Genomic DNA, 21,183 nt, shown 5'->3' with positions numbered 1-21,183 from the left:
AGGGAGTGGAGCCACTTTATTGGCCGGCAGATGTCACCCGCCAAACTGTGTTGCCGACGTCGTCGGCGATGAGCAGGGCCCCGGTTTTGTCGACAGCCAGGCCGACAGGCCGGCCGCGCGCCTTGTTGTCCTTGTCCAGGAAGTCAGTCACCACGTCGGTAGCGACGCCGCTCGGACGGCCGCCGCTGAATGGTACGAAAACTACCTTGTAGCCATTGAAGCGCGTGCGGTTCCAGCTGCCATGCTCGCCAACGAAGGCGCCGCCGCGATATGCCTCGGGAAGGCTGGTTGCCGCATAGAAGGCCAGCCCCAGAGGGGCGACGTGGGAACTCAGTGCATAATCCGGAACGATCGCTTTTGCGACCAGGTCCGGACGTTGGGGCATGACGCGGGGATCGAGATGCTGGCCGTAATAGCTGTATGGCCATCCGTAGAAGCCGCCATCCTTTACCGAGGTCAGATAATCCGGCACGAGATTGGGGCCGAGCTCGTCGCGTTCATTGATCACTGCCCAGAGCGCCCCGGTCTGCGGCTCCCAGCTCAGGCCGTTTGGATTGCGCAAACCGCTGGCGAAAATGCGCGACCGGCCGGTGGCCCTGTCTACCTGCCAGATGGCGGCGCGGTTCTTCTCCGCCTCGATGCCGTTTTCGGCGACGTTGCTGTTCGAGCCGATGCCGACATAGAGCAGCGAGCCGTCGGGGCTTGCCACCAGGCTCTTCGTCCAATGGTGGTCGATCGGGCCGCCGGGCAGGGCGGTTAGCGGCGTCCCGGGCGCGGTGATCTTTGTGTCACCGGTGTTGTAGGGATAGCGGACGATGGAGTCGGTATTGGCGACGTAGAGATCGCTTCCCACCAGCGCCACGCCAAAGGGGGAGTTCAGGTGGTCGAGGAATACGCTGGTCAGCTCCGGCTTGCCATCGCCATCGGCGTCGCGCAGCAGCGTAATGCGGTTGCTTGGGCCGCTGTCGCCGCCCGAGGTGACCCAGGATTCGATCCAGCCCATCACCAAATCCTTGGGCCGTTTGATCGGTTCGCCACCCGGCGCCTTGGACTCGACTACCAGCACGTCGCCATTGGGCAGCACATAAAGCGACCGCGGATGCTGCAAGCCGTGGGCAAAAGCCTGGATCTGCAGCCCCTGCGCGACTGTCGGCTTCTCGTCGCTATTCCATCCGACCACGGAAGCGAGATGCATGGGCGGGAAGAAATATTGGATCGGGTCCGGCAGTTTTGGATTCGGCCCTATCTGACTGCTGGGGTCCGGGTCGTTGCCGCTGCACGCTGCAAGAGTGATCGCCGCAGTGCAAACGAGGACGGACACCGCGATGCGCCTGGTCTGACCGATGGAGCTTGCTATGCGCATCAATCCGCCACTCCGACGTGATGCCGGTACACCATGGACCAGCCCAGCCAACCAGTGAAGATGAGGACGAGCACGACAACCGCCGAGAGGATCAAGCCTGTAGGAACGATGGAGGTCCATGCATCGCGGGTGTGCACGAGCATGTTGATGATGGATAACGCCAGCGCCAGAAGATTGCCGAGCACGTGCGGCCAGGCGGGGGGCTGTGCCCTTATCAGCGGATTGGCCAGGAAATCGATCAGCCCCGCGATCGCTGCTAGGCAGCCCATGATCACGCCGACGGTAACCAGCCAAGCGGAGAAGTCAGCCCACATCATCTCCGCTGTTCGCCAATAGGCTAGATCCGTCAGCAGGGTGCCGACGAAGCAGGCGATCGGAAATGGCACGAGCATCGGATGAATAGGATGTCCCGCAATCCTGGCCGTCGAACGCGGATTGTCACCGACCATAATGCGCCATCCTTCCTATTCTCGTCCAAACAAACGCCGCCTACCCGGCCTCCGGCGGCTGTTGCCGAGAGACCGGCAGACGACCGATAGATCCGTCAGGCCCAAAAAAGGGCGCTGGCTGGCTGCGCCTGTTAGGCGGCGGACTGGGTCGGCGGGTTCTGATACATCATCCAGAGCTCGATCGCCGCCAGCACGGCGACCAGAATGCCGATCACGACATGCACGGTCATCGCCGTGGTCGCCTGGAATCCAAGCACCCAGGGCGATGCGAGAACCCACAGTCCGACGACCAGGTTCACCCACTCTTCCCACACGGCAAATGCTGCGAGGGCGGCAACCGAAAGCACGACAATCAAGATTCCGCTGCCGAGGGCGTTCTGCGTCTGCGGGCCTGCCGCAAAGGTGAAGATCCAGGGGGAGAAGAACAGAATTGCCCCAAGGATCAGGTTGGCTACGTCACAGAGCCTGGCGTTTGTCCACTGGTTCATGGCATCCTCCATAGGGAGCGTTTATGGCTCCCGAGTTCGGCAAGGTGGTGCCTGAGTTCGGCGAGATGCGCCCGAAGCCGCTCACTCCGTGTCACGGTAGTGCCCTGCCCGGCTGGAATTCCGCATCTGGCGGTACTCCAGCCAAATCCGGCTATCTAACTGAATTCCGGGCTTTATGTTCCATTCGGCACCGGCACGCCTGGATCACTTGGTGGTGATCGAGCGATCCAAAGCTGCCTGTCAGGGGGCGGCGGGGCGGCGGCGCGTAGCTCATTCTGTCTTTTTATCGAGCCGGTGAAACATTTCTCATGGATCGCAGTTCTTGGATGCAGAGGAGTTGAATAAGGGAAACCTGATTGCACGGGAGGAGCACGGACGGCACAACTATAAATACGCTCTGCATAGAATACTTCGCAACGGGAAGCTCTCGCTTGTCTTGGTTGCCGCCGAAGCCTGTTTGAAAGACGGCGATCGCCGCCGAAAAGATTTTCTAAATGAAAATAGCCCAGATCGCACCGCTAACCGAATCCGTGCCGCCCCGAACCTACGGTGGAACCGAGCGAATTGTTTCGTATCTGACCGAAGAACTTGCCCGACAGGGCCACGAGGTGACGCTGTTCGCCAGCGCCGATTCTCGTACCTCAGCCGAGCTGGTGCCGTGTTGCGACGTCGCGCTGCGCCTGAACCCCAGGGTCCAGGACGGTGGTCCGCACCATGTTATGATGCTTGAACGGGTGCGCCGGCGAGCCGGTGAATTCGACGTTTTGCATTTCCACGTCGATGTTCTGCACTTCCCCATAATTCGGGATTTTGCCAGACGAACGGTTACCACGCTTCACGGCAGGCTCGACCTGCCCGATCTGGCGCGGCTTTATGCGATGTTCGACGACGTTCCCCTGGTCTCGATTTCCTTCGACCAGCGCCGGCCCATGCCGCCCGTCAATTGGGTTGGAACCGTGCATCATGGCCTACCCCGCGATCTTCTGCCGTTCCACCCGAACACCTCCGGCTATCTTGCGTTTCTCGGTCGCATCTCGCCGGAAAAGGGGCCGGAAGCGGCCATACAAATAGCGGCGCGGGCCGGGTTTCCCCTGAAGATCGCCGCCAAAATCGACAAGGTGGACCAGTCGTTCTGGAAGGAAAGGGTCGAGCCGCAAGTGCTGCGGCATTCGAACGTGGAGTTCATTGGCGAGATCGATGAGCGGCAAAAGGCGGATTTTCTGGGCAATGCGAAAGCGCTTTTGTTTCCGATCGACTGGCCGGAACCCTTCGGTCTCGTAACGATCGAAGCAATGGCCTGCGGTACGCCGGTGGTTGCGTTCCGGCGTGGCGCCGTCCCGGAGATCATCGATGACGGTGTGTCCGGATGGATCGTGGATACGGTGGAGGAAGCCGTGGGCGCGCTCCGGCGCATAGACAGCCTCGATCGCGCACGAGTGCGGCAGACGTTCGAGAAGCGGTTCACGGTCGAGCGCATGTGCAGCGATTATCTGGCACTCTACCGAGCACTCACGAGCGGCACGGCAGACGCAGTTGCCCCCACAAACGAGCTCTCCAGAAATATCGCGATGGTGGCTGTGCCGGGCTGAGGAACCGACTGATCCACATACAGACCACGACGGCGGAGTCCGGGAGCGCCTGCGGGGTCTTGTCGCCGGGCGCGGCGATCGCGCCAGAAGCCTTTGATCAGCAGCAAGCCCTCCCGGGGCTAATGCTTTCGCGAGCGGCGGCGCACTGCCGCCCGGTCCGGATTGACGCGAGCTACTTTCGCTGCAAAGGTGCTTTAACGACTTGTTTACCATGCGTCGGTCAGGGGTGGGGGAATTTGGAACGGTTTCTGGGCGCGAACCGCCTTAATTGGGATGATCGGGCCGAACTGCACTCGACCGACACGACGGGCAGCTACCACATCGAGAATGTGCTGGCCGGTGGATCCAATCTCTATGAGCTGGAAACGCGCGAGCTCGGCGATATCGCCGGCAAGGATATCGTCCACCTGCAGTGTCACATCGGTCTTGACACGATCAGCCTGAAGAATCTCGGCGCAGGCAGCGTGACCGGGCTCGACTTTTCACCGACGGCGATCGTGGCAGCGCGGGATTTTGCTGCGAAGGCAGGCACCGACGTGCGCTTCGTGGAAGCGCCACTGTTCGAGGCGGTGGAAGCGCTCGGCCGGACCTTTGATATCGCTTACGTTACCTGGGGTTCGGTAAACTGGCTGGACGACGTGTTCCGTTGGGCGCGGGTGGTTGCCGATCTTCTGCGACCCGGCGGCCGCCTCTACATGGCCGAGGGCCATCCATTGCTGTTTCAGTGCGATCGAAAGGCCGCGGCCCTGGAATTGAAGCACGACTGGCGAACGCCGATAGCTCGGCCGCTCGCCTGGAACGAGGAACTGACCTACACCGGCGATGATCGCATCTTGAAGCATCCTCGCTATTATGAATGGATCCACCCGATCAGTGACGTGGTGAATGCGCTGATTTCAGCTGGTCTGACGCTCGATTTTCTCAATGAGCATGACACGGTTTCGTGGCAGCACTTTTCATTTGCCGTGCGGGCCGGCAAGGATATGTACGGCTTGCCGGAGAACTCTCCCAAGATACCGATGGCTTATTCCGTTGGCGCGACGAAGCGCAGCGTCGGCAAGATACCATACCTTGTGTCTCCCAAGGCGATTGAGGGGCACTAGTCCAGGTCAACGCTCCAGAGTACCCGGGTCGGAGCGTCGACTTGTGCAATCGCGCTCGCGCTCCTCGATCTTCCGAGCAAGCCAGGTCTAGCCGGCCTCTCTCTCGGTCCGCTTCCACAGACGAGCGCCTTGAGATGAGCAGATCTCCTCGCGAATGGTCGACAGACGCTGGATCGCCGGCGCCAGCGTATCTCAATCAGTGGGACCATGGCAGTGGAAGTCGGCAGCTGGCTCCAACCGCTCGGGCCTGCAACGTCAGCAACGGTCGAAGTGCAACAGCTCTAAGGAGCGTGAAGGTCAAATTAAACATTGAAAGCTAATGTTCCTCATCGGGTCGACCCGAAAACCTGAAATGGCACTTGAGGAATCGCCTATTGGCTTTTTTCCGCGCTAGGTTCGGCGGCATCAGGGAGGTCGTCTTTTCGTCGGCAAATATTCCGGCGGCGATCGCGCTTGTCGTCATACTTATCAGCGCTGCGTTCGCGGAGCACCAGAACAAAGTCGTCTCGGACCAGGCCGTCCGTGCGGACGTGCTGACCAAGGTCAACCTCATCCGCGCCAAGCTCGAAGGCAATATCAACGGAAACCTTCAACTCGTGCGTGGATTGGTCTCCGCGGTCGTGACCGAGCCCTATATGGGACAGCAACGCTTCGCCTCACTCGCGAGCAATCTGTTTGGCGCCGACTCGCAATTGAACAATATTGCCGGCGCGCCCGATCTGGTCGTTTCCCTGATGTACCCGATGGAGGGTAACGAGCAGGCGATGGGCCTGGACTACCGCAAGAACGAGCGACAGCGTGCGGCTGCGCTAAGGGCGCGAGACGAACGCAAGCTGGTGCTTGCCGGCCCCGTCGAGCTGAAGCAGGGAGGACAAGGCTTCATCGGCCGCTTTCCGGTTTTCGTGCGGAGCGCGGGCAATACCGAAAGGTTCTGGGGCATCATTTCCGCCGTTGTCGACGTGCAGCGTCTTTATCGGGCGAGCGGGCTGCTTGACGACGATCTCGGGATTGACATAGCGCTGATCGGCAGGGACGCTCTCGGCCAAAATGGAGACCAATTCTACGGTAGTGAGCGGATCAGCAAAAGCGATCCGGTGACAGCCGACGTTGTGCTCCCATCCGGTTCGTGGCAAATCGCGGCCATTCCCAAAAATGGCTGGCCTTCGACGCCAAGCAACGCATGGTTGTTGCGCGCTATCATGGCGACGGCCGGAGCCTTGGTTGTGTTCCCTTTCCTGGTCACAGGCCGCCTGATTGGCGAAAGACAGCGCAATTATGCGGAATTGCGTCGATTGTCACGACGCTTGGAACTCGCCCTGGAAGCTTCGGCTATTGGGGTTTGGGAACACGATCTCGCGACCAACGAGCTTACGTGGGATGATCGCGTCAACGAAATATATGGCAAACCAACCGGCGAGCACCGGGGCTATCCAGACTGGGCGGGAGCAATCCACCCAGATGATTTGGCTGGCGCCAACGCGGACTTCGACAGGGCGGTGGCCAGCGGACGACCATATTTGTCGGAGTACCGGATTGTGCGTCAGGATGGCGAGATTCGTCATGTCCGGTCCAAGGCGATCGTTTACCGGGTCGCAAACGACACCCCAAAAATGATCGGCGCGGAATGGGACGTGACTGCCGACGTCCTGCTGAACAAGGATCTGGTTCGTGCAAAACAGCTGTCCGAGTCGAAAAATGCGGAACTCGAGTCGGCCAAAGCGCGCATAGAGCACATCGCGCTTCATGATTCGCTGACCGGCTTGCCCAACCGGCGTTACCTCGACCAGGTACTGGAACATTACGCGGCAAACGCCAGGCGCTCAGGTGGGCACGCGGCACTGCTTCACATAGATCTGGATCGGTTCAAGCACATCAACGATACACTGGGCCACGCCGCCGGTGACGCGATGTTGGTTCACGCGTCGACAGTCCTCAGATCGAAGGTCGGCGACGAGGGATTCGTCGCCCGTATCGGGGGAGACGAATTCATCGTTCTGTGCGTGGTGCGCGACGATACCAAGCAGCTGGCGCTGCTCGCCGACCGCGTCATCAGCCAGATGCGCGAACCGGTCTACTATCAGGGTCATCGATGCCGTTTTGGTGTCAGCGTGGGAATCGCTGTCGACAACGGAAAAGATGTCGAAGCCAAACACCTGCTGGTGAACGCCGATATCGCGCTTTACCGAGCAAAGGGGCGGGGGCGCAATCGATACGAATTCTTCACCGACGCGATGCAAAGCGAAATCGTCGATACCAAGCGGATTGCCGACGAAATTCTCGGCGGCCTCGAGCGCAACGAGTTCATCCCGTTCTACCAGCCCCAATTTGACGCAAAGACGCTCGAAATCGTTGGGGTTGAGGCGCTGGCGAGGTGGAAACATCCAATAAAGGGTATTTTGGCGCCCGACGTCTTCCTGAGAATTGCAGAAGAACTGAACGTTGTCTCGATCATCGACCAAGCCATATTGAAGCAATCGCTTTCGGATTTCGAAGCGTGGTCCGCTGCAAAACTTCACATTCCGCGGGTGTCGGTCAATGTCTCGGCCAGGCGCCTTCAGGATGAGGAGCTCATCAAGAGCCTGCGAGAGCAAAATATCAAGAAGGGAACAGTTTCGTTTGAGCTTGTTGAGTCGATTTTCCTGGACGAGAACGACGACCTTGTCACGTGGAACATCGAGCAGATAAAAGAACTGGGGATTGACATCGAAATAGACGATTTTGGTACCGGTTACGCTTCGATGGTCAGTTTGCTGAAGTTGCAGCCGCGCCGGCTGAAGATAGATCGGCAGCTGGTCACCCCAATCGTCAAATCGCCGCAGAGAAGGCAGGTTGTCTCGTCGATCATTGAAATCGGCAAGTCGCTGGGTATCGAGGTCGTGGCGGAAGGCGTCGAGACGATGCAGCATGCACGGCTACTTAAGGGCCTGGGCTGCGACATATTGCAGGGTTATGCCTTCGGCCACGCGTTCGATTCCGAGGGACTTAAGACCTTTGTCCGATCGCGACGCCTGCGCACGGCCAGCTGAGCCTCGGCGCCAGAATTTATCGAGCCGACCGCCTTCACGTTGCGGTACATAGGCGTACAGCGGACAAAGCTGAAAACAACGCCAAACCTCAGATCAGCAGCAGCCCCTTCATGCTGGAGTGGCCTTTCCTGCCGATGATGATGTGGTCGTGAACGGCAATACCAAGCGGTTTGGCCGTCTCGATGATCAGCTTGGTCATCTCGATGTCGGCGCGCGACGGCGTCGGGTCTCCCGACGGATGGTTATGCGCCAGAATGATCGCCGTGGCGGAGAGCTCCAAGGCGCGCCTGACCACCTCGCGCGGATAGACCGGTGTGTGGTCGACGGTGCCGACCTGCTGGACTTCGTCGGCGATCAGCGCGTTTTTCTTGTCGAGGAACAGGATGCGGAACTGCTCGCGCTCCTCGAAGGCCATCACCGACCGGCAGTATTCGAGAACCTGCGTCCACGTCGACAACGGCTCGCGGCCGGCGATCTCGCCGCGCGCCATGCGCTGCGCCGTTGCCGCAACCACCTTGAGGTCGAGCGCCACCGCCGGGCCGATGCCCTTCACCTCCTGCAGGCGCTCGACGGACGCACCGAGGACCTCGGCCAATGTACCGAAGCGTGCCAGCAATGCCTTGGCGACCGGCTTGGTGTCGGCGCGCGGGATCAGCCGGAACAAAAGAAGCTCGAGCAGTTCGTAGTCGGGGAGGGTGTTGGCACCGGCGGCGAAGCGCTCGCGCAGGCGGTCGCGATGGCCGAGATAATGCGGCTTGTCGGCGGCCACCGCCTTCGCGGGCGATCGCACTGGCCTTTCGGGAAAGAAGGCCCGCTCGTCGTCGTTGCCGTTCATGGCTGCCCCACCCAGCATTTGCCGGGCAAGGTAACGCCCGATCTGCCAGACACTAGGCCCGCAGGCCGGGGCGGTCGAGGTTTTTTGGCGACAGCGTGAAGATCTCGCAGCCGGTCTCGGTGACGCCGATCGTGTGCTCGTACTGCGCCGACAGCGAACGGTCGCGCGTCACCGCGGTCCAGCCGTCCGACAGCACTTTCACATGCGGCCGGCCGAGATTGATCATCGGCTCGACGGTGAAGATCATGCCCGGCCGCATCTCGACGCCTTCGCTGGCGCTGCCGTAATGCAGGATATTCGGCGCGTCATGAAACAGCCGGCCAACCCCGTGGCCGCAGAAATCACGCACCACCGAGCAACGCTCGGCTTCGGCATAGGTCTGGATGGCGGCGCCGATGGCGCCGGTTCGGGCGCCCGGCTTGATTGCCGCGATGCCGCGCATCAGGCACTCATACGTGACTTCGAGCAGCCGCTCCGCGGCACGCTTGATCGTGCCCACCGGATACATGCGCGAGGAGTCGCCATGCCAGCCGTCGAGGATATAGGTGACGTCGATATTGACGATGTCGCCATCCTTCAACGGCTTGTTGTCGGGTATGCCGTGACAGACGACGTGGTTGATCGAGGTGCAGGATGATTTCGTGTAGCCACGGTAGTTGAGCGTCGCCGGAAGCGCGCCATGGTCCATCCCGAACTCGAAGACGAAGCGATCAATCGCTTCGGTGGTGACGCCGGGCGCCACAATCGGTACCAGTTCGTCAAGGCAGCGCGCGGTGAGATCGCAAGCCTTGCGCATGCCGACAAAACCTTCCTCGTCGTAAAGACGGATCTGGCCGGTGTTTCTGAGCGGTGCCGTGGCGGCGTCGAGATAGGTGACCATTTTATCCGTCTTGCAGGGATGCGGGGCTGGATGAGCCTCGGCGAGAGAAACCTTCCCAGATTTGGCACTGGAAAGCGCAAGGTTCAAGGACGAACTGCCAGCGACGGGCCGAAGACCGGCGATATTCACGCCTGGGGGCATTCTCCTTGCCTCTAGCGGCCCATACTTCGCTGGGTTCATTGACCACCGTAGTGACGACACATTTCTAGGCGAGAAGCGGCCCAAGCATTAAGCCGCCACGGCAATTTTTTGCGACGAACGGCGTTGCTGCGGGGGTGTCAGTTCGGGAGAGATCGAATGGACAGACTGCAATTCGAGGTGCCGGTGCGGATCGCGCCTGTGCCCGGCCAGCCGGTCGAGGAAATCTACAGTGTCGAGCAGGCGCTCGATTTCCTGCAAACATGGCCGGTTCGCCGGAAGGGACCAACCTACCAGGCCGCGTTCAATGCCTGTTTTGGCGCCACGGTGGACATCGTCGAGACCGAAGACGCATGGCGGGCCTTCATGGCCTTTTGCCGGGTGAGCGGCCTGCTTGCCAGGGACATGATGGTTCCGCGCAAGCGCGGCGGCGAGGCGAGGGGACTGCGGGCTTAGACAGCCTTCGACATAGTCCTCAGTCGTCTTCGTCTCTTCTTGCCGACATCCCTGTCAGAGTGGCGGGCCCAGCAGAGCTGGCGCAGCATCACGCTGGCGATAGACATATGCCAAGTTGAAATGCTGGTACGCCCAAGGGGAATCGAACCCCTGTTACCGCCGTGAAAGGGCGGTGTCCTGACCGCTAGACGATGGGCGCGCTCAGATGTGAGCGCTTATAGTTGCGTCGCGACAAACCGGCAACCCGTCTGCCGCCGGCTGCGACAACTTTTTTCCTTTGGCTCCAAACCGCGTCTTTCCGACAGCCAAGCTGGTTTTTGCGGCATGATGCAACGCCGCCGAAGGGCCTTCGCGGTGACGGAAGATCCTCGCCCTAGCCGCGCCTGCGGCAGCGCCAGTTCCAGTCGCGCTCGGGGCCGACATCGACATGGACGGATTCGGTGTGGCAGTAGGTGCCGACGCCGCCGCGGCCCGGCATGGTGCGGATATAGCTCGCCAGTTCCCATTTCGAGACGCCGGGAACCTGGATGTCGGCGGCGGCGCAGTACATGTGCAGCGAATTCTTTGCGCCGTTGGCGCGGCGGTTGCGGGCCGGATCGCGATAGCCGGAGGTGACCGTCATCTTGCGGCCGTAGTGGCCTTCGATCGTCTTCAGCACGCGAACCAGCGATGGCTTCAAGCAGGCGACATCGACGCTTTCGTTCTGTTTCAGGAGGCCGTTGGGCGCCAGCCGGGCAAGGCCGGCGGCGGAGGCGACCTGATAGGCGCCACCCGAACCTTCGTCTTCGTTGAGATCGACATCACTCTCATCGTCGAGGCCGGATTTGCGCTTGATCTCGAACAGCGCCGTCTGTCGCACGCCGGGCAGCGCATCGGCGGTGAAGTGGCTGGTGTCGCCTGTCGACACCAGCTGCACCGGCTTTTCAGCCGGATCGGCCGAAGCCAGGGTGACGGTGGGTTTTGCCGCAGGCGTCGCCTTGGCCTGCATGACCGTTGGCTGCCCGCCCGCTCTGCTGTTGGCCGGCGAAGAAGGTGCCGCCGAAGCAGGCGTGGCGCTGAACAGTGAGGCCAGGAAGTTTTTCTTCGGTGCGTAGGCCTGTGGCTGCGGCATCTCGCCGGCGGTCACATAAACCGGGTTGGTCATCGCCGGTGCGGCGGCCTTGGCGTCGGGCTTCGATGCATCAGCACTGTTCTGCGCCACGGCCTGTTCGGCTGTCTGGGCGTTTGGTTGCAGCGGTTGCGGCGTGTGTCCCGCGATCGTCTCGGCTGCCGTGGGGACGGCGATCGGGAATCCAGCGTCGAGCTTGGCCCCTGGCTTGGCCACCGGCACATAGGCGACCTGCTCGGGAAGGTTGGCGTCGCCGTCGGCATTCATCGTCATTTGTGCGCTTGTCATCTGCGACGATGATGCGGCCGTGCTGGCCTGGGGCGCACCGGCGGCCGTGCTGATTTCGGTAGCCGAGGTATTGTAGCCTGGCATGCCGACCGACATGGTCGGGTCGCCGGCCGAGGTGCAGGACGCCAGGAGCACCGAGAAAAGCGCCGCCACAATCGCGCGGCTTTCTCCCTTCGCGAGGCGCGATCCTGCTGATCTCAAAACAAAATTCCCCCTCGATATCCGACCGGTTCGTCATTGGCGCGGCGTCGAAACGTCTCGTCGAAATGACCCTTGTTCCCCGAACCGGAAACGAGACCTGTGTCAAATCTGCAAGCCTCAAAGTAATTTGGCGGCTAGAGGATGAATCAAGGCTGCTCAGGGTTGACGGCACCATTTCGCCCGCTTTTGGCGGCGCGTCAACTCACCACACATTACAGATGGTTACACGCGCACCTTGACATAGGTGCCGGGGGCTTCGCCTAGAACTTGCATATGCTCGCCCGGTTTGCGAGCCGGTACGCGGGTATTGTCCTTGGCTTCGATCCAGCGCTGCCAGTGCGGCCACCAGGAACCGGGATGGTCGGTGGCCCCGGCGAGCCACTGGTCGAAGTCGCCGGCCGGCTTGCCGCCGGTCCAGTAGTGATATTTCTGCGCCGCCGGCGGATTGACGACCCCGGCGATGTGGCCGGAGCCGGCCATGACGTAATCGACCTCGCCGCCGAAATATTTCGAGCCGAGGAAGACCGAAAGCGCCGGCGCGATATGGTCCTCCTTAGAGGCGAGGTTGTAGACCGGAATGGTAACGTCCTTCAGCGAAACCGTGCGGCCCGCCAGTTCCATCATGCCTTGCGAAAGCCTGTTCTCGAGATAGCAATTGCGCAAATAGAAGGAATGGTTGGCAGCGCCCATGCGGGTCGAATCGGCATTCCAGTACAGCAGGTCGAAAGGCAGGGGATCCTTGCCGCGCATGTAGTTGTTGACGACATAGGGCCAGATCAGGTCGCCCGAGCGCAGCATGTTGAAGGCGGTCGCCATCTTCGTGCCGTCGAGATAGCCTTTCTCGTTCATCGCCTTTTCGACGGCCGCGACCTGCTCCTCGTCGACGAACACTTTTAGATCGCCGGCATAGGTAAAATCGACCTGGGTGGTGAAGAAGGTGGCGGATTTGATGCGGTTGTCGCCTTCCTGCGCCATCAGCGCCAGGGCCGCCGCCAGAAGCGTGCCACCGACGCAATAGCCGATGGCGTTGACTTGCCTTTCGCCGGTGGCCTTCTCGATCGTGTCGAGGCCGTATTGCAGGCCCTCCCTGATATAGGCCTCCCAGCTCTTGGCGCCGTGCCGCTCGTCCGGGTTGATCCAGGAGATGACAAAGACGGTGTGGCCTTGCTCGACTGCCCAGCGAATGAAGGATTTTTGCGGGTTGAGGTCGAGGATGTAGTATTTGTTGATCCATGGCGGGCAGATCAGCAGCGGCCGCTTGAGCACGGTGTCGGTAGTCGGTTCGTATTGCAGGATTTCGGCGACGTCGCTGCGGCCGACCACCTTGCCGGGAGTGGTGGCGAGATTCTTACCGATCTCGAAAAGCGAATAATCGGCCTGCCGCAGCTTCAGGTCGCCCTTGCCGGCGGCAATGTCCTCGGCCAGCATCTTCATGCCGCGCACCAGGTTTTCGCCGTTGGAGGCGACAGTCTCGCGAAACAATTCCGGATTGGTCAGGATGAAATTCGACGGCGAGATGGCATTGGACACCTGCTTGACATAAAAGCCGGCCTTGTGGCGGGTGTGCTCGTCCAGGCCGTCGGCGTGCTCGACCAGTTCGGCCGCCCAGCGCGAGGTGACCAGATACGCCTGTTTGAGGAAATCGAAGAAGGCGTTGCGGCCCCATTCCGGGTCCTGGAAACGCTTGTCACCGCGCTCGGGCTTGACCGTGTCCTCGGCGTCCTCGGCGTCCTCGGCGCCGGCGCCGATGCGCTGGACGGCGTTGGCCCAGACGGTCATGTAGCCGGAAAACAGCCGCGTTTGCGCCTCCAGCGCGCGCTGCGGGTCGGAGAGCCAGTACTCGGTGAGCTTGGAGAACGTCTTCACCATGTCGACGACCGGCTCAGCGACGTGATCGCGCACCTCGCCTTTTTCCCGCGGCTCGGCCCATGCCGAGGCGGCCTTGCCGGCCTGCTCGATCATGCGAGCCATGTTCAGAGCGAAGCGTTCCGGGTCCTTCACCAGATATTGCTCGACGGTCGAAGGTTGGTCATCTTCCGCTTTGCCCGAATCGGGTGTTTTGGACATGGTTCGCGGGGTTCCTCCCGAAGCGTTTTGTTGACATATTACCATGGGATACCGAACAGGGTCCAATGTGCTCTAACCCGGCCGCCAGGAAAACAATATGACGATTAATATTGGCAAGGACGTTTTTTCCGGCACTGGTCGTTTTTGCCGCATGGCGCTCGTCCTGTTGGCGATGGCCGGTTGCACGAGCAGCAACATGGAAGGTGCGGCGCCCGCCACCGGCCTTGTCGGCGCGAAGGACACCGGTTCCTATCCGAACCTGAACATCCGGCCGCAGGTGGCGGCCGAGCAATTCACCGACGAGGAAAAGAACGCCAAGCTCGCCCAACTGAAGGCCGAGGAGCAGAGCCAGGCCGCCAAGGGCGGCGGCGTCAAGGTTGCGGACCAGGCAGCGCTGGACCAGCTGGCAAAAAAACACGGCGCCGAGGCGCTGAAGCAGATCGAAGGCAAATGCGACCCCGCTCTCGACCCTAGTTGCAAATAGGCTTATACGCGCGACCGCAACCTCACTGTCTGGAACTGCCATGGAAGAATTTCACAAGGTCCGCCGGCTTCCGCCCTATGTCTTCGAACAGGTCAACCGGCTGAAGGCCAGCGCGCGTTCGCGCGGCGCCGACATCATCGACCTTGGCATGGGCAATCCGGACCTGCCGACGCCCAAGGCCATCGTCGACAAACTCTGCGAGGTGGTACGCGATCCGCGCACGCACCGCTATTCGTCGTCGCGCGGCATTCCGGGCCTGCGTCGTGCCCAGGCCAACTACTATGCCCGCCGCTTCGGCGTGAAGCTCGACCCGGACAGCCAGGTGGTGGCGACGCTCGGCTCGAAGGAGGGCTTCGCCAATATGGCGCAGGCGATCACCGCCCCCGGCGACGTGATCCTTTGCCCTAATCCGACCTATCCAATCCATGCGTTCGGCTTCATCATGTCGGGCGGCGTCATCCGCTCGCTGCAGGTCGAGCCGGACGACGGCTTCATCCCGGCCCTGGAGCGCGGCATTCGCCATTCGATCCCGAAGCCGCTGGCACTGATCCTCAATTATCCGTCCAATCCGACGGCACTGGTCGCTTCGCTCGATTTCTACAAGGAGGTGGTGGCCTTCGCGAGGAAGAACGACATCATCATCCTGTCGGATCTTGCCTATTCGGAGATCTATTTCGACGGCAATCCGCCGCCTTCGGTGCTGCAGGTGCCGGGCGCCATAGACGTCGCCGTCGAGTTCACCTCGATGTCGAAGACCTTTTCGATGCCGGGTTGGCGCATGGGTTTTGCGGTCGGCAATGAACGGCTGATCTCGGCGCTGACGCGAGTGAAATCCTATCTCGACTACGGCGCCTTCACGCCGATCCAGGTGGCGGCGGCGCATGCACTCAACGGCGATGGCGCCGACATCGCGGAAGTGCGCGACGTCTACCGCAAACGCCGCGATGTCATGGTCGACGCCTTCAGCCGCGCCGGCTGGACCATTCCCGCACCGGCGGCATCGATGTTCGCCTGGGCGCCGATCCCGGAGCCGTTCAAGCACCTGGGCTCGCTTGAATTCTCCAAGCTCCTGATCGAGCACGCCGACGTCGCGGTGGCGCCGGGCGTCGGCTTCGGCGAGCATGGCGACGATCACGTGCGCATCGCGCTGGTCGAAAACGAGCACCGGATCCGGCAAGCGGCGCGCAACATCAAGCGCTTCCTCGCATCCAGCGCCAAGCAGCCGAATAACGTCGTACCGCTCGCCGCGCATCGCTGATTTTCTACACATCGACCGACTGAATGGGGCGTCGCCGGACATGGCTGAAGCGTTGCGTGTTGGAATTGCCGGGCTCGGCACCGTCGGTGCGTCGGTGGCCCGCGTGCTGCGCGACAAGGCGGCTGAACTGACGCGACAGTGCGGACGCGACATCGTCGTGTCGGCGGTTTCGGCCCGCGATCCCAAACGCGACCGCGGCGTTGATCTTGGCACAGCACAGTGGTTCGACGATGCCGTCAAGATGGCGCAGACCGCCGAGATCGATGTCTTCGTCGAGCTGATCGGCGGCGACGAAGGCCCATCACGCTCGTCCGTCAAAGCGGCGCTCGAGGCCGGCCGCCACGTCGTCACCGCCAACAAGGCACTGCTTGCCAAGCACGGGGTGGCATTGGCCGAGATCGCCGAGAGGAAAGGCGTGCTGCTCAATTACGAGGCGGCGGTGGCCGGCGGCATTCCGGTCATCAAGACGATGCGCGAGGCGATGGCCGGCAATTCGGTGACCCGCGTTTTCGGAATCCTCAACGGTACCTGCAATTATATTTTGACGCGCATGGAAGCCGAGGGCCTGTCCTTTGATGCCTGCCTGAAGGATGCGCAACGGCTGGGCTATGCCGAAGCCGACCCGACCTTCGACATCGAGGGCCACGACACCGCGCACAAGCTGTCGATCCTGACCAGCCTTGCCTTCGGCACGAGGATCGCCGCCAACGATATCTACATGGAAGGCATCTCCAACATCAGCCAGGCCGACATCCGCGCGGCCGGCGATCTCGGCTACCGGATCAAGCTGCTTGGCGTCGCCCAACGCACCGAAAGTGGCATCGAGCAGCGCGTGCACCCGACCATGGTGCCGACGGCCTCGGTCATCGCGCAGGTGCACGGCGTCACCAACGCGGTGGCGATAGAAACCGACATCCTCGGCGAATTGCTGCTTTCCGGGCCTGGCGCCGGCGGCAACGCCACCGCGTCGGCGGTGATCGGCGACATTGCCGACATCGCCAAGAGCCGGCCTGGCTTCCAGCATGGTCCGGTCTTCGGCCGGCCGGCGAAGGAATTGAAGCCTTACAAGAAAGCGCAGATGCGCAGCCATGCCGGCGGCTATTTCATCCGGCTGACCGTGCACGACCGCCTCGGCGTCTTCGCGGCAATAGCCAAGCGCATGGCCGACAACGACATTTCGCTGGAATCGATTGTCCAGCATGCCGCCGGGCCGGAAACCGAGGCACAGAAGACGGTCATCCTGGTGACCCACGAGACGACCGAGGCGGCGGTGCGCAAGGCCGTCGACGGCATCACCAGGGACAGCCTTCTGACCGACAAGCCGCAAGTCATCCGCATCGAGCGGGCCGGATAGCAGTCTCACATTTTACCTTCAATCGATTGATATTGCTGCGCTTTCAAAAAGGTCCAGCGCAGGTCTTGCTGTTGTCACGGGGCTTTGACACAAGAAGCGCGTCTCTGGCGGGAGGCTAATGCATGTCGCCCAAAAGTGTGCAGCGGTTTTGGGACAACGACATGCATAATAAAAACAAAGTGCCAACGAGGATTGTCCATCGATGAATGTGGCCCAGAACATTGTCGCCGGCCTCGACCGGATACTGACCATGGAATTGGTGCGCGTCGCCGAACGCGCCGCGGTCGCGGCCGCCAGATTGCGCGGACGCGGCGACGAGAAAGCCGCCGACCAGGTCGCGGTCGATGCCATGCGGCAGGAGCTCAACCGTCTTGCCATCAACGGCACGGTGGTGATCGGCGAAGGCGAGCGCGACGAGGCGCCGATGCTTTATATCGGCGAAGAGGTCGGTACCGGCCAAGGCCCGGCTGTCGACATCGCGCTTGATCCGCTCGAAGGCACGACGATCTGCGCCAAGAACCTGCCCAACGCACTGGCCGTTATCGCCATTGCCGAAAAAGGCAGCCTTTTGTTCGCGCCGGACGTCTATATGGACAAGATCGCGATCGGTCCGGGTTATGCCGACGGCATCATCGACATCGATGCCTCGCCGGCCGAAAACATCGCCAGCCTCGCCAGGGCCAAGGGCGTGCCGGTGGCGGAGATTACCGCCTGTATTCTCGACCGGCCACGCCATGGCGCGTTGATCGAAGCCGTGCGGGCGACCGGAGCCGCGATCCGTCTGATCGGCGACGGTGATGTCGCCGGGGTCATCCATACCACCGACCCGGACGAGACCGGCATCGACATCTATCTCGGCACCGGAGGCGCGCCCGAAGGCGTGCTCGCAGCTGCCGCCTTGCGCTGCACCGGTGGCCAGATGCAGGGCAGGTTGATCTTCGATACGCCGGAAAAGCTGGCGCGCGCCGCGAAGATGGGGATCTCCGACCCAAAACGGATCTACCACACGCAAGACATGGCACGCGGCGACGTGCTGTTTGCCGCGACCGGCGTCACCGACGGCAATATGCTGGCCGGCGTCAAGTTCGGCCGCAATTTCATCACCACGCACACGATCGTGCTGCGCTCGTCATCGCGGACCGTGCGCGAAATCAAAGCCAGGCATCAGGATCTGGAAAAGTTTTGATTTCGACTCAGTTAGCCATTGCATATTGTGCGCAATGACAAATTGCAGACGGCGCGTCACGTGACGGGGGAAAGACGCTTTTTCCTCGATGTCAGGCAGTCGGCCACCGGCGTTTCCTGGGAACACCGGCTGACCGAGCGTCAGGACATGGCCGCGCTCGCCATCGCGCAAGGGTATGGCGTGCCTGACATCGTGGCACGTGTGCTGGCCGGGCGTGGTGTCACCGCCGAGCAGACCGAGCGGTTTCTGGATCCGACCATCCGCAATCTGCTGCCCGACCCGGCATCGCTGACCGACATGGACAGGGCCGCCGCTCGCATCGCCCAGGCGGTGATGGCCAGGGAAAAAGTGGCGATCTTTGGCGACTACGATGTCGACGGCGCCGCCTCGTCGGCGCTGCTCAAGCGCTTTCTCGCATATTTCTCGGTGGCGTCGGAGATCTACATACCGGACCGCATCTTCGAGGGTTACGGCCCCAATCCGGAAGCGATGCGCGAACTCGTCTCGCGCGGCGCGACGCTGATCGTCACCGTCGATTGCGGCACCAACAGTGCTGCTTCCATCGACGCCGCAAAGGCCGCCGGCGCCGACGTCGTGGTGCTCGATCACCATCAGGTCGGCGGGCCGCTGCCGGCGGCGGCTGCGGTCGTCAACCCAAATCGCGAGGACGACCTTTCCGGCCAAGGTCATCTTTGTGCCGCCGGCGTCGTCTTCCTTTGCCTGGTGCAGACCGCGAAGATCCTGCGCGGCCGCTTGCCGGATGCCGCACCGCCGGACCTGCTTGGCCTGCTCGACCTAGTGGCGCTGGGCACAGTCTGCGACGTGGTGCCGCTCACCGGCGTCAACCGCGCCTTCGTGGTCAAGGGGCTGCAGGTGGCGCGACAGCAGAGAAACGAAGGGCTGGCGGCGTTGGCGCGGGTCTCGCGTATAGGCGAGCCGATCAGCACGTTCCATCTGGCCTTTCTGATCGGTCCGCGCATCAACGCCGGCGGGCGCATCGGCGACGCAGCACTTGGCAGCCGCCTGCTTGCAACCGACGACCCCGTCGAGGCCCGCACCATTGCCGAGACGCTGGATCGGCTCAACCAGGAACGGCAGTCGATGGAGCAGGAGATGCTGGCCGCCGCGCGCTCAGAGGCCGATGCCGAGCTTGCCGGCGGCAATGGTCCGGCCATCGTGGTGACAGCCAGCAGCAACTGGCATCCTGGCATTGTCGGCCTGCTTGCCTCGCGGCTCAAGGACCATGCAAGACGGCCGGCCTTTGCCATCGCCTTCAACGCCAATGGTGTCGGTACGGGGTCAGGCCGTTCGGTGTCGGGCTTCGACCTCGGCCGGCTGGTGCGCGAGGCTGCCGATGCCGGGCTTATCGTCAAGGGCGGCGGCCACGGAATGGCGGCCGGCATCACTGTCGAGCGGGCGAAGCTCGGCGAACTCAGGGCTTTCTTCGAAGAGCGCGCGGCGGTGGATGTGTTCCGCCTGCAAGGCGAGGAGAGCCTGGCGATCGACGGCGCGCTTGCCGCCGAGGGCGCGACGCTTGCGCTGCTCGATGCGCTTGAGAGGGCAGGGCCGTTCGGCGCCGGGCATGTTGCGCCGGTGTTCGCGCTTCCGCGCCACCGGCTTGTCGATGCGCGGGCGGTCGGCAGCAACCACATCCGCGCCGACCTGCAGTCGGAAAGCGGCGGCCGCATCCAGGCGATCGCCTTTCGCGCGGTCGACACGGCTCTTGGCGAATTCCTGTTCAAGAACAGGGGTAAGCCGGTGCATGTCGCCGGCTCGCTGTCGGGCAACCACTGGAACGGCAACCGCACGGTGCAGTTCCGCATCGTCGACGCGGCGCTTGCCTGAGAGCTCGCTGCCGCCCTGCCTAAGCGAGGACGGTCTGCAGCCGGGTCAGGTCGCCGATCTGCGCCATCGTTGCCTGGTAGCCGATACGGATCGCTTCGTCGGCGCGGTGGAATTCGGTCAGGCCGATATGGCTGAGCTTCGGCTGCAGCGATATGTCCGGCGGGTCGCCGGCCAGCCTGGCGCGCGAAATGCGGTCCTGGATGATGTTAAAGGCCTCGACCATGACGCCAGTAATGCCGAGCCGCGTCTCGCGCGACTGGCGTTCTGGATCGGCGTGGCCGGCCCTCGGCGCGTCTTTCTCGATGACCAGCTCGCCGGCATTGTGCTTGATCACCGCGGCGCGGCCGAACAGATCGTAGTGAAGGTTCACCGCAACTACGAGCGGCTGCTCGTAGGCACGGCAGACCGAGACCGGCACCGGATTGACCAGTGCGCCGTCAACCAGCACACGCCCATTGCAGGCGACCGGCTCGAACACGCCGGGCAGCGCGTAGGAGGCGCGCATTGCGGTGCTCAACGAGCCGCTCGACAGCCAGATCTCATGACCGGTGCGGATTTCCGAAGCGACGCAGACGAATGGTTTTGGCAGGTCCTCGAAGCGGATGCCGGCTATGTGCTCGCGCAGCCGCGCATCGAGCTTCATGCCACCGAACAGGCCGCTGCCGCGTAGATTGAGGTCGAGAAGGCCAAAAATGCGCCGCCTGGTCAGGCTGCGCGCGAATTCTTCCAACTCGTCGAGCTTGCCGGCAACATAGCAGCCGCCGACCAGCGCGCCGATCGAGGTGCCGGCGATCATCGACACTTCGATGCCGGCTTCATCAAGCGCGCGCAGCACGCCGATATGCGCCCAGCCGCGCGCACAGCCGCCACCCAATGCCAGCGAAATCCCAGTTTTGCCCGGAGATTTGGTTTCGGATGCGCCCGCGGCCGAGGAGAGGCCATTGGCCTCCCGAACGTCAGGTCTGTTGCGCAATGACGCCCAGTCGAGCATCACAATCTCCCTTGTCCCACGGTCATCCTATAGGCGGGCCGTATCGAAATCATGAATATACGTGGCTGAAGTGC

At 62.1% G+C, this 21,183-nt stretch carries 17 protein-coding genes and 1 tRNA gene; 9 read left to right on the top strand and 9 right to left on the bottom strand.

Annotated features, from left to right (window positions below; all coding sequences use genetic code 11):
* Positions 1 to 16 precede the first annotated feature (16 nt).
* The 3 genes from NKH67_RS03125 to NKH67_RS03115 all read right to left on the bottom strand — a co-directional run bounded on the left by NKH67_RS03125 (position 17) and on the right by NKH67_RS03115 (position 2,300).
* The gene (locus NKH67_RS03125) at positions 17 to 1,363 is read right to left on the bottom strand and encodes a PQQ-dependent sugar dehydrogenase (RefSeq protein WP_352500855.1); all 1,347 of its coding nucleotides are present in this window, start codon (positions 1,361 to 1,363) and stop codon (positions 17 to 19) included.
* Positions 1,363 to 1,812, bottom strand: coding sequence for a DUF2231 domain-containing protein (locus NKH67_RS03120; RefSeq protein WP_352470450.1), 450 nt, complete (start codon positions 1,810 to 1,812; stop codon positions 1,363 to 1,365). The genes NKH67_RS03125 and NKH67_RS03120 overlap by 1 nt, the downstream gene beginning before the upstream one ends.
* 131 nt (positions 1,813 to 1,943) lie before the next feature.
* Positions 1,944 to 2,300 (bottom strand): SPW repeat protein, encoded by a 357-nt coding sequence (locus NKH67_RS03115; protein ID WP_352451366.1) that lies wholly within the window; start codon positions 2,298 to 2,300, stop codon positions 1,944 to 1,946.
* A gap of 494 nt (positions 2,301 to 2,794) precedes the next feature.
* Here NKH67_RS03115 and NKH67_RS03110 point away from each other — a divergent pair, with 494 nt between their 5' ends.
* From NKH67_RS03110 to NKH67_RS03100, 3 genes are all read left to right on the top strand, one after another.
* On the top strand, positions 2,795 to 3,889 hold the full coding sequence (locus NKH67_RS03110; RefSeq protein ID WP_352500854.1) for a glycosyltransferase family 4 protein: 1,095 nt from the start codon (positions 2,795 to 2,797) through the stop codon (positions 3,887 to 3,889).
* Between the two features lie 59 nt (positions 3,890 to 3,948).
* Positions 3,949 to 4,992 carry a class I SAM-dependent methyltransferase gene (locus tag NKH67_RS03105; RefSeq protein ID WP_352500853.1) on the top strand — a complete coding sequence of 348 codons (1,044 nt, stop codon included), beginning with the start codon at positions 3,949 to 3,951 and terminating at the stop codon, positions 4,990 to 4,992.
* 446 nt (positions 4,993 to 5,438) lie between these two features.
* Positions 5,439 to 8,018, top strand: a complete 2,580-nt coding sequence (locus NKH67_RS03100; protein ID WP_352501097.1) for a bifunctional diguanylate cyclase/phosphodiesterase — start codon at positions 5,439 to 5,441, stop codon at positions 8,016 to 8,018.
* A gap of 88 nt (positions 8,019 to 8,106) precedes the next feature.
* On the opposite strand, the gene radC is transcribed toward NKH67_RS03100, so the two are convergent.
* A complete protein-coding gene (gene radC / locus NKH67_RS03095) occupies positions 8,107 to 8,853 on the bottom strand; it encodes a RadC family protein (RefSeq protein WP_352451364.1) in 747 nt (248 codons plus the stop codon).
* A 52-nt stretch (positions 8,854 to 8,905) separates the two neighbouring features.
* Positions 8,906 to 9,733 (bottom strand): type I methionyl aminopeptidase, encoded by an 828-nt coding sequence (gene map, locus NKH67_RS03090; RefSeq protein ID WP_352451363.1) that lies wholly within the window; start codon positions 9,731 to 9,733, stop codon positions 8,906 to 8,908.
* A gap of 297 nt (positions 9,734 to 10,030) precedes the next feature.
* Between map and NKH67_RS03085 the strand changes: the two genes are divergently transcribed.
* The gene (locus tag NKH67_RS03085; RefSeq protein WP_023678889.1) at positions 10,031 to 10,327 is read left to right on the top strand and encodes a DUF982 domain-containing protein; all 297 of its coding nucleotides are present in this window, start codon (positions 10,031 to 10,033) and stop codon (positions 10,325 to 10,327) included.
* Between the two features lie 124 nt (positions 10,328 to 10,451).
* Here NKH67_RS03085 and NKH67_RS03080 read toward each other — a convergent pair.
* The 3 genes from NKH67_RS03080 to phaC form a co-directional block, all read right to left on the bottom strand.
* Positions 10,452 to 10,526, bottom strand: a tRNA-Glu gene (locus NKH67_RS03080).
* Positions 10,527 to 10,700: 174 nt separating this feature from the next.
* On the bottom strand, positions 10,701 to 11,876 hold the full coding sequence (locus NKH67_RS03075) for a YcbK family protein (RefSeq protein ID WP_353030275.1): 1,176 nt from the start codon (positions 11,874 to 11,876) through the stop codon (positions 10,701 to 10,703).
* Positions 11,877 to 12,146: 270 nt separating this feature from the next.
* Positions 12,147 to 13,991 (bottom strand): class I poly(R)-hydroxyalkanoic acid synthase, encoded by a 1,845-nt coding sequence (gene phaC, locus NKH67_RS03070; RefSeq protein ID WP_352500852.1) that lies wholly within the window; start codon positions 13,989 to 13,991, stop codon positions 12,147 to 12,149.
* A gap of 97 nt (positions 13,992 to 14,088) precedes the next feature.
* Between phaC and NKH67_RS03065 the strand changes: the two genes are divergently transcribed.
* The 5 genes from NKH67_RS03065 to recJ all read left to right on the top strand — a co-directional run bounded on the left by NKH67_RS03065 (position 14,089) and on the right by recJ (position 20,118).
* Positions 14,089 to 14,475 (top strand): hypothetical protein, encoded by a 387-nt coding sequence (locus NKH67_RS03065; RefSeq protein ID WP_352500851.1) that lies wholly within the window; start codon positions 14,089 to 14,091, stop codon positions 14,473 to 14,475.
* 40 nt (positions 14,476 to 14,515) lie between these two features.
* Positions 14,516 to 15,733: an LL-diaminopimelate aminotransferase gene (locus NKH67_RS03060; RefSeq protein WP_023678886.1), complete on the top strand. Its 1,218-nt coding sequence runs from the start codon at positions 14,516 to 14,518 to the stop codon at positions 15,731 to 15,733.
* A gap of 40 nt (positions 15,734 to 15,773) precedes the next feature.
* Complete coding sequence (locus NKH67_RS03055; RefSeq protein WP_352500850.1) at positions 15,774 to 17,087, top strand: homoserine dehydrogenase; 1,314 nt, start codon at positions 15,774 to 15,776, stop codon at positions 17,085 to 17,087.
* 202 nt (positions 17,088 to 17,289) lie between these two features.
* On the top strand, positions 17,290 to 18,273 hold the full coding sequence (glpX, locus tag NKH67_RS03050) for a class II fructose-bisphosphatase (protein WP_352500849.1): 984 nt from the start codon (positions 17,290 to 17,292) through the stop codon (positions 18,271 to 18,273).
* A gap of 60 nt (positions 18,274 to 18,333) precedes the next feature.
* Entirely contained in the window at positions 18,334 to 20,118 is a 1,785-nt protein-coding gene (recJ, locus tag NKH67_RS03045) for a single-stranded-DNA-specific exonuclease RecJ (RefSeq protein WP_352451358.1), read from the top strand.
* A gap of 19 nt (positions 20,119 to 20,137) precedes the next feature.
* Here the strand turns inward: recJ and NKH67_RS03040 are convergent, their stop codons facing one another.
* On the bottom strand, positions 20,138 to 21,109 hold the full coding sequence (locus NKH67_RS03040; protein ID WP_023678882.1) for a patatin family protein: 972 nt from the start codon (positions 21,107 to 21,109) through the stop codon (positions 20,138 to 20,140).
* Positions 21,110 to 21,183 lie beyond the last annotated feature (74 nt).

It is taken from the genome of Mesorhizobium sp. M0968 (genome assembly GCF_040319065.1).
In the GTDB taxonomy this organism is placed as follows: Bacteria; Pseudomonadota; Alphaproteobacteria; order Rhizobiales; family Rhizobiaceae; genus Mesorhizobium.
The sequence above is the reverse complement of the archived record's forward strand: the minus strand, read 5'-3'. Positions and strand labels throughout refer to the sequence as shown.